Source organism: Microbacterium sp. HA-8 (genome assembly GCF_046111165.1).
Classification (GTDB): domain Bacteria; phylum Actinomycetota; class Actinomycetes; order Actinomycetales; family Microbacteriaceae; genus Microbacterium.
Map to the genome: position 1 here is coordinate 209,202 of NZ_CP162025.1, position 15,881 is coordinate 225,082.

The following is a 15,881-nucleotide window of genomic DNA, read 5'->3' on the forward strand; positions in this document are numbered from 1 at the left end:
GAGCCGTGACGGGTGGGGTGCGACGCCGAGCGTCGCCGCTGCCGCGATCGGTCTCGCCGCACTGTTTTTTGTCACGGGCTGCACCGCTGGGGGCGGGCAGACCACGGACTCGTCGGCATCTTCGCCGAGTCCCACCATGATCGCGCCTCCGCCGTTACCGGAGGCCTCGGGTGATCCGTCGCCGGCGGCGCCGGCGCCGCTGCCGACGCAGACGGCCGCCCTCGGCGAGACGATCTCGTTCGACACCGGCGTCGCGATCACGATCGACGAGGTGTCGGCGACGACCGTCACCGCGTCGACGCCGGGCGAGGTCACGGGCCCGGCTGTCATCGTGCACGTCACGGCCCGGAACGACTCGACCACGGCACACAGTGTCGACTCGGCGGTCGTGTCGCTCGTCGCCGACGACGGCGCACTGGGCATCCCGACCACGGCCGGCCCCGTCTCGCCCCTCACGGGCGAGGTGCCCGCCGGCGCCTCCCGCGAGGGCACCTACGTCTTCATGCTCGATCCGGCCACCGGCCGCGCCTTCACCGTCACCGTCAACTACGCGGCGGGCGAACCCGTCGCCGTGTTCCAGGGGAGCATCTCGTGACCGTTCGCACTCGCACAGATCGGCCGGCCGGTCACGTCCGTCGCCTTCTCGCGGCGGCCACGGCGGCCGTCCTGGTCGCCGCAGGCCTCACCGTCGTCACTGCGGCACCGGCCGTCGCTGCGGATCTGCCGTCGCCGGCCACGGCGCTGCAGCGTGATGAGGACGTCGTCACGTCCGACCCCCTGCCGACTGTGCAGATCGACTCGGGTTACGTGTGGGCGCAGACGACGATCGGCAACACCGTGTATGCGGCGGGCAGCTTCAGCAACGCTCGGGCGCCGCTGGCAAGCCCCGGCACCAACCTCACGCCGCGCTCGAACATCCTCGCGTACGACATCACGACGGGTGCGCTGCTGCCGTTCGCGCCGTCGGTCAACGGCGTCATCAAGTCGATCGCCGCGTCGCCCGACGGCACGCGCATCTACATCGGCGGCTCCTTCAACTCCGTCAACGGCCAGACCCGGTGGAACATCGCGGCGCTCGACGCCGTGACCGGCCAGCTCATCGCCGGCTTCGCGCCCTCGGTCGGAGGTGCGGGTGTCTACGGCATCGCGGCGACGGCCGACACCGTCTACGTCGCGGGTCTGCTCACCCAGGCGAACGGGGTCGCACGCAAGAATTTCGCGGCCTTCGGCGCGGCAGGCGGCACCCTGCTGCCCTGGGCCCCGACATCCGACCTGCAGGCCGACGCCCTCGTACTCGAGCCCGGCACGTCGCGCGTCATCGCGGGAGGCCGCTTCTACCTCGTCAACGACGTCGTACAGCGAGGACTCGTGGCGCTCGACGGCACGACCGGGGCGATCGACACCGGCTGGGCGGCGCCTCAGACGATCGTCAACGGCTGGAACTCGGGTCAGTACGCGGGCCGGGCGGGCATCTTCGCCCTCAGCACCGACGCGACCGGTGTCTACGGCACGGGCTGGGTGTTCGCCAACGCCAGCGTCGGCAACCTCGAGGGCGCCTTCGCGGCGGACGCGGGCACCGGCGCCGTCCGCTGGGTCTCGGACTGCCACGGCGACCACTACGGGGTCTACTCGACGGGTGAGACGGTCTACACGACCAGCCACACGCACGCCTGCGAGACCCTGGGCCTGTGGCCCGAGCAGAGCCCCCGCCAGTACCGCTACGTCGAGGCCTACACGGCCGAGGCGGGCGGCATCCTGACCCGCACGGCCTCCGCGGGAACGACCTACAAGGACTGGAGCGGCACTCCGTCGCCCTCGCCCTACATCTGGTACCCCGACTTCACCGTCGGCACGGCGTCCGGTCTCGGCCAGGCCGGTCTGTCCATCACCGGTGCGGGCGACTTCATCTCGATCGCGGGCGAGTTCACGACCGTGAACAACCAGCGATACCAGGGCATCGTGCGCTTCGCGACGCAGCCCTCCACCGGAGCCAATGACGGGCCGCGACTCTCGGCGAGCACCTGGTCGGCGCCCGAGGCGCGCTCGATCTCACCCGGGCGTGTGCGCGTGGTCATCCCGGCCAATTGGGACCGCGACGACCGCGACCTGACGTACGAACTGCTTCGCGAGGGCACGGCCGAGCCGATCGTGACCCGCGTGCTCGCGTCGGGATGGTGGCAGCAGGGCCGGCCGACGGTGATCCTCGACGACAAGGACGTCGAGCCCGGCTCCGCGCAGACCTACCGCGTGAGGGTGAGCGACGGCGACGGCAACACCGTCACCAGCGCGTCGGTGAGCGTCGACGTCGCCGAGGGCGAGCCCTCGCTCTACAGCGACGCCGTGCTCGATGACGGGGCCTCGATCTATTTCCCGCTGGGTGAGGTCACCGAGGACTGGGCGGGCGTCGAGACGCAGATCCGCGGCTCGGGCGTGACGACGACGACGCCCGGAGCCGTCGAGGGGCTTTCGGGCGAGAGTGCTTCCGCGTTCACGGGCACCTCCTCGGGGCGCATCTCGACGAGGAACCGGATCGCGGTCGGGGCGGAATACTCCACCGAGCTGTGGTTCCGCACGGAGACCACCCGTGGTGGCAAGCTCCTCGGATACGGCAACTCGCAGACGGGAACGTCGGGAAGCCACGATCGCCACGTCTACATGCTCAACAACGGACGACTGACCTTCGGCGTCTATCCCGGGACGGTGCGCACCGTCGTCACGCCGACCGCCTACAACGACGGCGACTGGCACCACGTGGTGGCCACGCAGGGCGCTGAGGGCATCAAGCTGTACGTCGACGGCGAACTGCAGGGCGAGAACACCGAGGCGACGTCGGCGCAGAACTACAGCGGCTACTGGCGCATCGGTGGCGACAGCCTCTCGGGCTGGCCCTCCCGTCCGTCCTCCGACTACTTCGACGGAGCGATCGACGAGGTGGCGATCTACCCGACGGTGCTCAACGCGACCCAGGTGCTCGCGCACCACGCGGCCGGTCTCGGGCTCGACGCCCCGACGGCGCAGTTCGCAAGCGCAGCCACCGATCTGGCGATCACCGTGGATGGATCCGCGTCGACCGCGCCCGACGGACGCTCGATCGTCTCGTACGCGTGGGACTTCGGCGACGGGCAGTCGGCGAGCGGGGCCACCGCGTCCCACACCTTCGCCGCCGCCGGCGCCTACCCGGTGACCCTCACCGTCACCGACAGCGCGGGGCTCTCGCACGCGCAGACCCAGACCGTGACCGTGCTGGCGCCGAATGTGCTGCCGAGCGCGGACTTCAGCACCGTGACGCAGAGCCTGACCGTGACGGTGAACGGCGATGCATCGGCCGACGACGACGGCACGATCGACTCCTACACGTGGGACTGGGGCGACGGCTCGGCGCCCGGCGCGGGCTCGACGGCCTCGCATGTCTACGCCGCGAGCGGGCAGTACACCATCACTCTGACGGTGACGGACGATCGCGGGGGCATCGCCTCGACGACTCAGGCGGTATCGGTGGCGCACGACGCCCCGGTGGCCTCGTTCACCTCGGCGGTCTCGGGACTGACGGTCTCGACCGATGCGACAGCATCCACGTCCTCCGACGGCACGACGCGCGACTACGCCTGGTCGTGGGGAGACGGCACACCGGCGAGCGCGGGCGTGGGGGCCTCCCACACGTATGCCGCAGCAGGCACGTACGTCGTCGAGCTGACCGTGACAGACAGCCTGGGCGCCTCGCACACGTCGAGCCAGACGGTGACCGTCTCGTCGGTGCAGTTTGCGGCGCGGGATGATTTCGAGCGGTCTGTGGCGTCGGGGTGGGGTTCGTCGGATGTCGGTGGTGCGTGGTCGGTGTTGTATGGGGCGGCGTCGGCGGCGTCGGTGTCCGGCGGTAAGGGCACGGTGACGATTCCGGCGGGTAACACGCGCAATCTGGCGTTGCAGGGTGTGTCGGTGCGTGATGTGTCGTCGTCGGTGGAGTTCTCGGTGGGTTCGGCTCCGTCGTCGGGTAATTCGTATGTGGGGTTGGCTGCGCGGCAGAGCTCGTCGGCGGATTACACGACGCGTGCGTGGATGCGCAGCGATGGGTCGGTGTGGCTTGTTGCGCAGCGTTCGGGGACGGTGCTTGCGGCGCCGGCGTTGAACGGGGTGACGTGGGCTGCGGGTGATGTGTTCACGATGAAGACCGAGGTGTCGGGTGTGAATCCGACGACGATCCGGTCGAAGGTGTGGAAGGTGGGGTCGGCGGAGCCGGCGTCGTGGCAGGTGTCGGTGACGGATTCGACGGCGGGTCTGCAGCAGGCGGGCTTCGTGAGCGCGCACTATGCGCGGGCGGGTTCGGCGACCGGGTCGGGCACGGTGTCCTTCGACGGGTTCCGCGTCACCGACCTCCAAGCACCCGTCACGCCCCCGGCGAACGTTCCTCCGGTGTCGTCGTTCGCGTCGACGGTGGATGGGCTGCAGGTCTCGGCGAACGGGGCGGGATCGTCGGATGCCGACGGTTCGGTGGCCTCGTACGCCTGGAACTGGGGCGACGGCTCGGCCGCGGGGTCGGGGGCGACCGCGTCGCACACCTACGCGGCGGCGGGCACCTACACCGTGACCCTCACGGTCACGGACGACGACGGCGCGACACACAGCTCGTCGCGCTCGGTGACGGTGAGCGCTCCGGTGCCGGGCAACCAGTCTCCGGTGGCGTCGTTCACGGTGAGCGCGGAGGATCTGCTCGCCTCCGTGGACGGCTCGGGCTCTTCGGACCCGGACGGCACGGTGGCCTCGTATGCCTGGAACTGGGGCGATGGGTCGGCCGCGGGGTCGGGGGCGACCGCGTCGCACACGTACGCGGCGTCCGGCACGTACGTGGTGACTCTCACCGTGACGGACGCAGCCGGGGCGACACACAGCACGACCCGCGAGGTCACGGTGGCCGAACCGGTCGTCGAGCCGCCCGCCGAGCAGTTTGCGGCGCGGGATGATTTCGAGCGGTCTGTGGCGTCGGGGTGGGGTTCGTCGGATGTCGGTGGTGCGTGGTCGGTGTTGTATGGGGCGGCGTCGGCGGCGTCGGTGTCCGGCGGTAAGGGCACGGTGACGATTCCGGCGGGTAACACGCGCAATCTGGCGTTGCAGGGTGTGTCGGTGCGTGATGTGTCGTCGTCGGTGGAGTTCTCGGTGGGTTCGGCTCCGTCGTCGGGTAATTCGTATGTGGGGTTGGCTGCGCGGCAGAGCTCGTCGGCGGATTACACGACGCGTGCGTGGATGCGCAGCGATGGGTCGGTGTGGCTTGTTGCGCAGCGTTCGGGGACGGTGCTTGCGGCGCCGGCGTTGAACGGGGTGACGTGGGCTGCGGGTGATGTGTTCACGATGAAGACCGAGGTGTCGGGTGTGAATCCGACGACGATCCGGTCGAAGGTGTGGAAGGTGGGGTCGGCGGAGCCGGCGTCGTGGCAGGTGTCGGTGACGGATTCGACGGCGGGTCTGCAGCAGGCGGGCTTCGTGAGCGCGCACTATGCGCGGGCGGGTTCGGCGACCGGGTCGGGCACGGTGTCCTTCGACGGGTTCCGCGTCACCGACCTCCAAGCACCCGTCGTGGAGCCCGATCCGGAGCCGGCTCCCGAACCGGAGCCCGAGCCCGAACCCGAGCCCGAACCGGAGCCCGAGCCCGAACCGGAGCCCGGGAACGTCGCTCCTGTCGCGTCGTTCTCATCGGCGGTGAGCGATCTGAGCGTGACGGTGGACGGTTCGGCGTCGTCGGACCCCGACGGCACGGTGGCCTCGTACGCCTGGAACTGGGGCGACGGCTCCGCCGCGGGGTCGGGGGCGACCGCGTCGCACACCTATGCGGCGGCGGGCACCTACACGGTGACCCTCACGGTCATCGACGACGACGGCGCGACACACACGGTCACGGCGCCCGTGACCGTCAGCGCGCCGGTCGTCGACCCGCCGGTCGAGCCCGAAGAGCCGCCCGCCGAGGCGTTCGCGGCACGGGATGACTTCGAGCGGTCCGTGGCGTCGGGGTGGGGTTCGTCGGATGTCGGCGGGGAGTGGTCGGTGCTGTACGGGGCGGCGTCGGCGGCGTCGGTCGCCGGCGGCAAGGGCACGGTGACCCTCAACGCGACCGAGACGCGCAACCTCATGCTCAACGCGGCGTCGGCACGGGACATCAGCCTGAGCGTCGACTTCTCGCTCGACGCCGACCCGGCCACCGGAAACGCGTACGCGGGTCTTGTTGCGCGGGCCACCTCGACCGACAACTACGCGGTGCGTACGTGGCTGCGCAGCGACGGGAGCGTGTGGCTCGTCGCGCAGCGGGGATCGACGGTGCTCGGGATATACCCGGTTCCCGGCATGGTCCGTGCCGCGGGCGACGTGTTCACGCTGAAGGCCGACGTCGTCGGGTCCGGCACCACCACCATCTCCGCGAAGATCTGGCGGGCCGGAACTCCGGAGCCCGAGGCGTGGCAGCTGAGCGTGACGGATTCGACCCCGGCGCTGCAGGCGGCTCTGCCCTACGGCGTGCACGCCAACCGCGCGGGTGGTGCGACGACACCCGGAGTCCTCACCTTCGACGCCTTCCGCGTCACGGCGCTGGGTTGATCCGGTCCGGGGCGGAGGTCCGCGCGATCTCCGCCCCGGCCGGGCGTAATAAGCTCGGCGGGTGAGTCGGGGCATGCGCGGCGGACGGGGTTCCGCATGAACGTCAGTGCGCTCCTGCTTGCGCTCACCGCCGTCGGCATCCTCATCCTGCTCGCGGTCGTCTTCCGGGTGAGTGCGCGATCGGCCTTCATCGTCTGGACCCTGACGCTCTTCTTCGTTCCGGTGTGGATCGGGGTCAACCTCGGATTCTTCTGGGCCGCGGTGACGGGGATCACCCTGCTCGCCGTCGTCACGGGTTGGCGCTCGGTCTCGCTCGCGCCCGCCGACGCCCTCGTCGCGGCCTTCGCGCTCCTGGCGCTCATCCTCTTCGGGCTGCGCATGGTGCCGTTGTCGTCGGCCGTGATCGCGGTCCTGGAATGGGTGCTGCCCTACGTCTGGGGGCGGTTGGTCCTGGCTCGCCTCCCGACCGCGTTCGTGACCCGCATCATCGCGGCGGTCGCCACCGCGGCTGCCGTCATCGCCATTCTGGAGTTCGCGTCGGGCACCAACGTCTTCCTCCTCCTTCCCGCCATGGGGGCATCCTTCGAGGAGTGGGGCAGACTCCAGCCGCGTGGCGGCTTCATCCGGGTGGAGGGCGCCTTCGGGCACTCGATCGCCCTCGGCGCAGCCCTGGCGATGTCGTCGGCCTTCGTGCTCGCGACCCGCTGGACGCTCACGGCCAAGCTCCTCTCCCTGGCCGTCATCTCCGCCGCGACCGTTGTGACCTTCAGCCGACTGGGCCTGCTGACCCTGGTGCTGACGGTGGCGCTGTCCGTCGTCACGCTGCCGGGGCTGACCCGCCGCACCCGCGGCGCGGTCATCGCGGTCGGCGCGATCGCCGCTCTCGTGGTCGTGCCGTTCGTGGGCGGGGTCTTCCTCGAAGCCGGCGACGAGGCCAGCGGCAGCGCCGACTACCGCTCCAGTCTGTGGATGCTGCTCTCGCAGGTGCAGATCATCGGGTCGGCGGGCGACTGGGCCGGTCTCACCGTGGGGGGCACCTACCTCGGTCAGTACGCCGATTCGATCGACAACGCGCTCCTCGTGATCGCGCTGCGCTTTGGCTGGATCCCCGTGCTCCTCGTGATCGCGGTGCTGGTGATGGTGGCTGTCAGCGTCGTGCGGCCCGGTCGCGCCAACCCGGCGTCGATCGCGGTCACCGCGCAGCTTCCGTCGCTGTTCGCGGTGGCTCTCATCACGCAGTACGGCATGTACCTGTGGTTTCTCGTGGGGCTCGCGATCGCGTGGCCGCGCCGCTCACCCGACGGGCACGCCGTAGAGCCTGTCGCGGTTGCGCAGGATGTAGACGGTGTACGGGATGATCTGGAACACCATCACGCTCGCGGCATTGGCCAGCAGCGGACCGTTCACCCCGAACACGGGCACGAGCACGTACGTCAGGGCCACGGTGCTCGCGGCCATGAGCAGCGAAGGGGCGACCTGGAACCGGATGCCGGGCCGGTCCATCATGAACATCCCGAGCGGGTAGAGCACGGCCTGCAGGGTGATCATGAGCCCGAACGCCAGGATGATGTCAGGCGTGATCTCGAGCTCGCCGTCCGAGATGATGCCGAACAGCCACGGACCGATCGCGAGGATCACGGCCGTGGCGGTGACGATCATCGCCCCGAACAGCCCTGACGCGAGGAAGGGCCCGCGGCGGATCGATCCGTTCGCCCGCGCCTTTGCGAAGTGCGGCCACAGGGTGACGCCCGCCGCCGCCACGAGCGCCTGCAGCGCGAAGAACACCTGGCCCGCGACACCGTACTGGGCGACCGCGACCCCGGTGGCGAGCTGGGCGAGGATGTAGCGCGGCAGCGCCATCGACAGCGGACTGGAGAGCAGCTGGGCCATCATCGGCCAGCCGACATCCATCACCTTCACGCCGGGATGCCTGCGCGGAGACAACAGCACGCGCAGGGCGCGCGGGATGAGAGGACCGCTGCTGCGGATCGCGACGAGCAGTCCGATGACCGCGACCGTGAAGGTCGCGAGGAACGATCCCAGCGCGAGGTAGGACTTGAGGGCCTCCGAGCCTGTCGCGAGGAATGCCCAGACGACGAAGAGGGCGAGGGGCGAGATCAGCCCCTGCAGCAGGATCACGACGGGGTTGCGGCCGAGACCGAGCAGCACGCGCTGCCAGATGCCGAGGCAGATCGTGAGGCAGAAGATCGACACGCACACGAACGCCGCGAGGCCCGCGTCGGGTACCTCCGCTCCGGAGCCGAGCACGACGTACCAGCCGCCGGTGAGCAGAAGGACCGTATTGACCACGGCGATGCCGCCGGCGAAGATCACCATGATCCGCATGACCGTGCGCACCTGGCGCTCGAGGTGTCGGTCGGCGCGGACGTCTTTGCTCGTCGCGATCCCGTTCACCACGACCGCGCCGGTGCCCAGGTCGCTGAACGAGACGAGGCTCGGCAGGGCCACGAGCAGCGAGAGGAAGGCGTAGTACTCCACCCCGCCCTGCGTGATGGCAAGACGTGCGGTGAGGATGCCGCACACCAGCGACACCGCCATCGTCCCGACGCGCGCGAGGGTCGACCAGAGAGCGATCACGGCACTCCCCCTGCTCCCGGATTCCGTGTGAACGGCGAGGGGTACTGTAACATCGGACGGGGGCCGAGACGGTCGCGGTGGGGGCTGCGGACCGGTCGAGGACGGCACCGATTCTGTTGCCCGTCCCCATCTCGAAGGACCGCCCAGTGAAGCCAGACTCGTCGGCGTGGACTCTTTCCACCGTCTGGGAGGCCATCCGCAAGTTCTGGCTCCTGATCGTCGGTCTGACGATCCTCGGCGGGGCGCTCGGCTACGGGCTCAGCTCGACGGTGACCCCGATCTATCAGAGCACCGCGACGCTCTACTTCGCGCTCAACCAGGGAAACAGCGCGTCCGACCTCGCTCAGGGGTCGACGTACACGCAGAACCAGATGCTCTCGTTCGCGCAGCTGGCGACGTCGTCCCGTGTCCTCGATCCGGTCATCGACGAACTCGAGCTCGATACGACGCCGCGCGTGCTCGCGCGATCGGTCGAGGTCACGATCCCTCAGGACACCGTCATCCTCCAGGTGCAGGCGTCGTCCACCGACCCCGATGAAGCCGCCGCGATCGCCAACGCCGTCTCCGACAGCCTCACGGACGTCGTGCGCGACGTCGCGCCCAAGGGTCCGGCGGGGGCTGCGACCATCACCGCCCAGGTCATCGACGAGGCCGTCGTCCCGCTGGTGCAGTCCATCCCCAACAAGCCCCGGGATGCTGCGCTGGGTGCCCTGCTGGGTCTTGTCGTCGGCGTGCTCGCCGCCCTGGCGATCACCCTCGGCGACACGAGGGTGCGCAACGAGACGGTGGTCGCGCAGGTCGTCGACGCGCCGCTGTTGGGCTCCGTCACCCGGACGCGTGGCGAGGGCGGGCTCGTGGTGGCTCGCGAGCCGCTGGGGCACACATCCGAGGAGTTCCGGCGGGTGCGTGCCGCGCTGTCGTACGCCAATGTCAGCGACAGCGCGCGGTGTCTCCTCGTCACCTCGTCGACCCCGAGCGAGGGCAAGTCCACGTTCTCGTCGAACCTCGCGCTGACGCTCGCCGGACTTCAGCACCGGGTGCTCCTCATCGACGCCGACCTGCGTCGGCCGCGCATCGCCGACTACTTCGGCGTCGAGGGCGCTGTGGGACTCACGACCGTCCTCGTCGGCGACGTGGACGTCGAGGTGGCGAAGATGACGTGGGGCAGCACCACGCTCGACCTGCTCACCTCCGGCAGCGTTCCGCCCAACCCGGCCGAGATCCTCACCTCCGACGCGATGCGCGAGCTCCTGCGCGAGGCATCGGCGGCCTACGACTACGTCGTGGTCGACTCGCCGCCGGTGATCAGCGTCGCCGATGCCACTCTGATCGCGCCGCTCATGGACGGCGTCGTGGTCGTCGTCGACGCGTCCCGCACGCGTCGCGCGCAGCTCGCCAACAGCGTGCGCATCCTGCAGGGATCGGGTGCGCGCATCCTCGGCGTGGTGCTGAACAAGGCCAAGGTCGCCCGGCGCCGACGCTCGTACTACGCGGAGGATGCCGCGGTCGAGGGTGACGCGCGGGGCTGAGTCTCCCGTCCGCCTCGCGCCGGTCACGATGCGAGGCGGCGTCGGACCGCCTCCACCGCGCGGGTCTTCGCCATGAGCGGTGCGTACCTGAGACGGAAGCGTCGGACGAAGGCGCGCGCCTCGCGCGGGGTCAGCAGGCCCCGCTCCGCCCAGAACGTTTCGATGCGTCGGCGCGTGTCGCGGTCGCCGCGCGCGAGCACGCGTCGGTGCACCGCGAACCACAGCGCGTCCTGCTCGTGCACCTCCGCGATCGTCGCCTCCACGCCGTCGAGGTGCGCGCGGCGCGGCCAGATGACGGGGGCGGGGATGGGACGGCCGTCGACCACCGGTCGTCCGGGCCGATGCAGCGCAGCCCAGCCGGAGTACAGGAAGAACTCCAGCAGGCCCGCGCGCTCGAACGCCTCGGCGAACCCCGTGCCCGCCGAGCTCTCGACGTCATCGATCAGAGCGCGCACGACATTCGTGTCGACGACGAACGGCGTGGCGGTGGGGGGGAAGTCGGCGACGGCGGCGGAGATCGCGGCCTCGTCGGCGCCGAGATGGCGAAGCGTGCGCTCCAGCTCATCGCGGAGCGGATGTGCGAGGTAGGAATGGGTGCCGCCGCGGGGGATGCCATCCGCTCCGACGAAGTCGTCGACGCTGGCGTCCGCGATCAGGTGGTTCTTGGCGTCCAGGATGACCACATGGGAGGACTGCACGCGCCGCGCGATCAGGAGCTTGGCCGCCTGCTGGCTGCGCCACCCGTGGACCGCACCGCCGACGCCGAGATCCGCGGTGCGGACGTACGACACGAGGGGCTCGAGCGCGCCGTACTCGCGACCGATGCGCGTCCGCGACCGGCGGGAGAGTCCTCGAGCGGTGTTGTCGAGCACGACGATGGCCGACGCGGTGCCCGGCGCGAGGTGCGCGCGCAGCGAGCGCGCCTGCAGCTCGAGCAGCCCGATCTCGGCCTCGAAGACGACGGTGACGAATGCGAGAGTGGGGGTCGGTGACTCAGCGGGCTGCATGGTGGCTCGGCTGGCTCGACCACGCGCCCGTCGCCCGGCGTGCACGCCGCGCGACGTCGTGGACGCTGCGGCCATCGGCGAGTCGACGCGCCAGAGACTCGTAGTCGTCGGTCACCCGGTCCCAGCGGAAGACCTCGGACGCTCGCTCGCGTGCGCTGAGCCCGAGCTGCGCGACCCGCTCCGCGTCGGCCTCGACGCCCGCGAAGAGCGCCGTGAGGTCGCGCGCGGACTCGAAGAACCAGCCCTGCGAATCCAGCACCTCGCGATTGAAGGTCACGTCGTAGGCGACGACGGCGGCACCCGCGCCCATGGCACGCAGAAGCGACGGGTTCGTGCCGCCGACGGAATGTCCGTGCACGTAGGTGTACGCGTGCGCATACAGCGCGTCGAGGAGGTCCTGGTCATAGACGCCGCCGAGGAAGACGATGCGCGGATCGTCGGCTGCGGCATCCCGCACGAGGCGTGTGTACTCGGCGCTGTAGGGCGCCGATCCGACGACGACGAGCGGCAGGCGCGCGGTGCCGCGACGGTAGCCCTCCACGATCTCGAGCAGGTGGTTCTCGGGCTCGAACCGGGCGACGACGAGGTGGTAGCCGCCCGGCTCGAGGCCCAGACCGCGCACGCCCTCGTCGGGCATCTCACCGAGGATCGGGGCGCCGTAGCGGATGAGCTCGGTCGGCACGCCGAACTGGTGCGTGTAGTACTCCGCGATGCCGGGCGCGTCTGAGATGAGGGCATCCGCCGTGCGCACGCCGAACTCCTCGGCCCACCGGTAGTAGGCCTTGCCGCGCGCGCCCCACTTGGAGCGCTTCCACTCCAGACCGTCCATGTGCAGTGCGGTCGGGATGCCGCGCGCGCGCAGCACCGGCAGGAAGGGTGCATTGGCGGCGTTGAAGACGAACGCCGCGTCGGGGCGCCGACCGAAAACGGTGTGCAGGGTCGACAGGCCCGTGTGGCTGAGCGTCTCGAGCTGCTTCTGGTGCAGCGCCGGCAGATGCACGAGATCCATGCCGAGATAGGTGCGCTCGCGGGTCTCGGATCCGCGCGTGTAGACCGTCACGCGGTGCCCGCGGTCGACCAGGCGCCGCCCCACCTCCTCGATCGCGGTCTCGAACCCGCCGTATGCCGCCGGCACGCCGCGCGTGCCCACCATGGCGATCGAGAGCGTCCGCTGCGCGGTGGATGCCGGGGCCTTGGCCGCGGTCGTGATGTCAGTGTGTTCGAGGACCATCAGTAGGCACCCTTCGGATCGATCATGACCTGGGCGGTGCGCCACATGATCATGAGGTCGTTCATCACGGACCAGTTCTCGACGTAGCGCAGGTCGAGCCGCACGCTGTCGTCCCAGGAGAGGTCGCTGCGACCGCTCACCTGCCACGGCCCGGTGATTCCCGGCTTGATGTAGAGACGGCGGTAGACGGTGCCGTCGTATGAGGTGACCTCGTGGGGGAGCGGAGGTCGGGGTCCGACGATGCTCATGTCGCCGACGAGGACGTTCCAGAACTGGGGCAGCTCGTCGATCGAGTGGCGGCGCAGGAACCGCCCCATCCGTGTGACCCGGGGGTCTGCCTTGAGCTTGAACAGCGGTCCTGCGCCCTCGTTCGCGGCCTGCAGTGCGGCCAGCTCCGCGTCGGTCGAATCGCGCATCGAGCGGAACTTCAGCATCCGGAACTCGCGGCCGTCGCGGCCGACGCGCGTCTGCCGGAAGAAGACCGAACCGGGGGAGTCGAGCACGATCGCGAGCGCCAGAACCGGTAGCAGCGGCAGCAGGACGAGCAGGGCCGTCGCCGCCACCGCGACATCGAGGGCGCGCTTGAGCAGGTGCTGGCCGCCCTCGTAGACGGGGATGCGCACATGGATCAGCGGAAGACCGTCGACCGGGCGGAACGAGACCCGGGGGCCGGCGACATCCGTCAGGCGGCTCGAGAGCACGAGTTCCGCCGCGCGTCCCTCGAGCTGCCAGCTGAGGCGCCGCACGTAGTCGGGGTCGTCGGAGGGCTGGCTGGCGACGATGATGGTGTCGGCATCCAGCTCCTGAGCGACCGTCGCGACCGTGTGGGTGGTCGCGACGACCTCGTGACGACGTCCATCGACGATGATCGGCTCGGGCGAGCCGTCGGCGGTCGCGGTGCCCACGACGACGTAGCCCAGGAGGGCGTCCTGCTGGAGGCGCCCCACCACGTAGGCGATGTCGTCGGGCTCGCCGACGATGATGGCCCGCGATGCGTAGTGACCGAACCGGCGCTGGCGTACCAGCCACTTGCGCCAGGCCCAGCGGCCGACGAGCAGGGCGACGAGTCCGATCGGCATCGCGAAGATCAGCTGGACGCGCATGCCCTGCCACTGGAACACGATGAAGACGATCGCCAGCACGCCGAAGGCGAGTCCCGTCGCGTGCACGACGCGCTTGTACTCGGTCGGTCCGGAGCCGAGGATGCCGGGCTTGCGCGTGTGCAGCAGTCCGAGCACCGAGAGCCAGGTCAGTGCGACGAGCACGGGCACACGGGCCAGCATCCATGGATCATCGGCCAGGATGCCGGGAGCCCACGCCATCATCGGCAGGATCGCGGCCGCCGCGACGGTCGTCAGCACGATGACCGTGTCGGTCAGGCGCAGGCGTCGCACGTAGCGCCGCTCCCACAGCCGACGCCGCTCGAGTGCGGGCTGAATGCGCGGCGTGACCGTCGTCTGCAGCGGCTGGCTCGCGACACTCCGCGCCGCGACGGGCGCGAAACCCGCGAGCGGTCGGATCGGCGCGGCGGCTCTGTCGAGAGCCGTCATCGGGTATATGCGGAAATCCGCACGCGTCCCCACGCGTCCCCAATTAGCATGCTTTCCCCAAAGCACTCACGATCGACGCCAGGCGTCGACCTACTCCCCAGTTGCGCGCACCGGCTCCCAGACCAGTGCAGACCGGCGTCCCACCGCCGTGCGCTTGTGCCACTGTACTGCACGACGCGCGGAGCGGGAAGATCGCGGCATGTCCGGCGTGTAACGAAATCGTCGCCGAGCGGCCCCACGGCGGTCATCGCGTGTTCATCCGCGTTTCCGCGCGCGGGCATGAAGAAACCCCCGTGCGTAGAAGCCGCACGAGGGTCCCAGTGGCTCCGACGGGCGTCGATCCCGTGACCTCACGATTTTCAGTTAGTTGCGGGGGATTCTCGGGTACTTGTTTGCACTCATTGCCCGCATGATTCCGCGGTTCGAGTGCTCATTGGTGCTCGTTGTTCGTCGTTGTTCTGGTGGAGTTCCCGGCACATTCCCGGCACACGCTTCGTGGGTGCTGTTTAACACTCAGCTACATCATCGGCCTGACCGGTAGCATCATCACTGTGGCTATTGACGACATTTTGGCGCGTTCGCTCGCGCATCCGCCAGTCGTTGAGGCGGTCGCTGGAATCGAGTTCAGGCCTCGCGGGATGGATGTCGTTGCCCTCGTGCGTGAAAGCGACAAATGGAGTGGACGATATCCGGCCGTCACTGCTCAGGGCGCGTTGCCTCCTACGCGTCCTGTGGGTCAGCCGGGTCCGGGTTTCGAGATGCAGTTGGGGGAGGGGCTTATGCCCGTCCGGATCTGGGCTGCGTCTGCAGATCAGAGCTGGCTTGTGCAGAGTCAGGACGATCGACTGCTCTTGAACTGGCGTCGTGTCGTGGCTGACGATAGCTACCCGGGATACCTCGGCCAGATACGTCCAGAGTTCGAGCGCCTACTCGATATCGTCTCCAAGCAGGGAGGCGCTGACATCGTTCCGCTCGTCGCAGAGTTCTCGTACGTCAATCAGATCCCCACAGCCGAAGCCGGGTTGCATAGCGCGTACGCGGTGTTTCGGCAGCCAGACCGAGCAATACCAGGACGAGTCGTGGGGCAGCGGTACGAGGTTGTTTCGCAATTTGACCACGAGCTTGGCATCGGACAGCTGACGGTATCGATCGAGCCGGCCGGGTCTCCGGAGATGACGATGCTGACTGTCTCTGCGAAGGTCTTTGCCGGGAGACATCTCGCGCCTACGGAAGCCCTGCAACTCGTGGATCGCGCGCACGATGCATCCAAGGAGGGGTTCTTCGCGATAGTGTCAGATACTGCTACGAACCAATGGAGGGGTCCGGGTGAGTCCTAGTCTTACTCTCCACCGAGAGAATCTTGTTCCTGAGGCTGCTCCGTACTTTG

Annotated in this window: 8 protein-coding genes; 5 read left to right on the forward strand and 3 right to left on the reverse strand. The window is 69.4% G+C overall.

Translation table 11 applies throughout. The annotated features are described in order from the left end of the window. Positions 1 to 136 precede the first annotated feature (136 nt). From AB2L57_RS00955 to AB2L57_RS00970, 4 genes are all read left to right on the forward strand, one after another. Positions 137 to 595 (forward strand): hypothetical protein, encoded by a 459-nt coding sequence (locus AB2L57_RS00955; protein ID WP_292810197.1) that lies wholly within the window; start codon positions 137 to 139, stop codon positions 593 to 595. Beyond that, entirely contained in the window at positions 592 to 6,579 is a 5,988-nt protein-coding gene (locus tag AB2L57_RS00960) for a PKD domain-containing protein (protein ID WP_409047862.1), read from the forward strand. The genes AB2L57_RS00955 and AB2L57_RS00960 overlap by 4 nt, the downstream gene beginning before the upstream one ends. A gap of 96 nt (positions 6,580 to 6,675) precedes the next feature. Next, the gene (locus tag AB2L57_RS00965; RefSeq protein WP_409047863.1) at positions 6,676 to 8,256 is read left to right on the forward strand and encodes a hypothetical protein; all 1,581 of its coding nucleotides are present in this window, start codon (positions 6,676 to 6,678) and stop codon (positions 8,254 to 8,256) included. 1,067 nt (positions 8,257 to 9,323) lie between these two features. Then, positions 9,324 to 10,706, forward strand: coding sequence for a polysaccharide biosynthesis tyrosine autokinase (locus AB2L57_RS00970; protein WP_409047864.1), 1,383 nt, complete (start codon positions 9,324 to 9,326; stop codon positions 10,704 to 10,706). A 23-nt stretch (positions 10,707 to 10,729) separates the two neighbouring features. On the opposite strand, the gene AB2L57_RS00975 is transcribed toward AB2L57_RS00970, so the two are convergent. The 3 genes from AB2L57_RS00975 to AB2L57_RS00985 are packed head-to-tail and all read right to left on the reverse strand — an operon-like array spanning position 10,730 to position 14,494. Further along, positions 10,730 to 11,713 carry a hypothetical protein gene (locus tag AB2L57_RS00975; protein WP_292814647.1) on the reverse strand — a complete coding sequence of 328 codons (984 nt, stop codon included), beginning with the start codon at positions 11,711 to 11,713 and terminating at the stop codon, positions 10,730 to 10,732. Next, the gene (locus AB2L57_RS00980; protein WP_409047865.1) at positions 11,700 to 12,944 is read right to left on the reverse strand and encodes a DUF1972 domain-containing protein; all 1,245 of its coding nucleotides are present in this window, start codon (positions 12,942 to 12,944) and stop codon (positions 11,700 to 11,702) included. The genes AB2L57_RS00975 and AB2L57_RS00980 overlap by 14 nt, the downstream gene beginning before the upstream one ends. Then, positions 12,944 to 14,494 carry a sugar transferase gene (locus AB2L57_RS00985; RefSeq protein WP_409047866.1) on the reverse strand — a complete coding sequence of 517 codons (1,551 nt, stop codon included), beginning with the start codon at positions 14,492 to 14,494 and terminating at the stop codon, positions 12,944 to 12,946. Before AB2L57_RS00985 ends, AB2L57_RS00980 begins: the two co-directional genes overlap by 1 nt. A 551-nt stretch (positions 14,495 to 15,045) precedes the next feature. Between AB2L57_RS00985 and AB2L57_RS00990 the strand changes: the two genes are divergently transcribed. Then, complete coding sequence (locus AB2L57_RS00990; protein WP_409047867.1) at positions 15,046 to 15,831, forward strand: TIGR04255 family protein; 786 nt, start codon at positions 15,046 to 15,048, stop codon at positions 15,829 to 15,831. Positions 15,832 to 15,881: the final 50 nt, after the last annotated feature.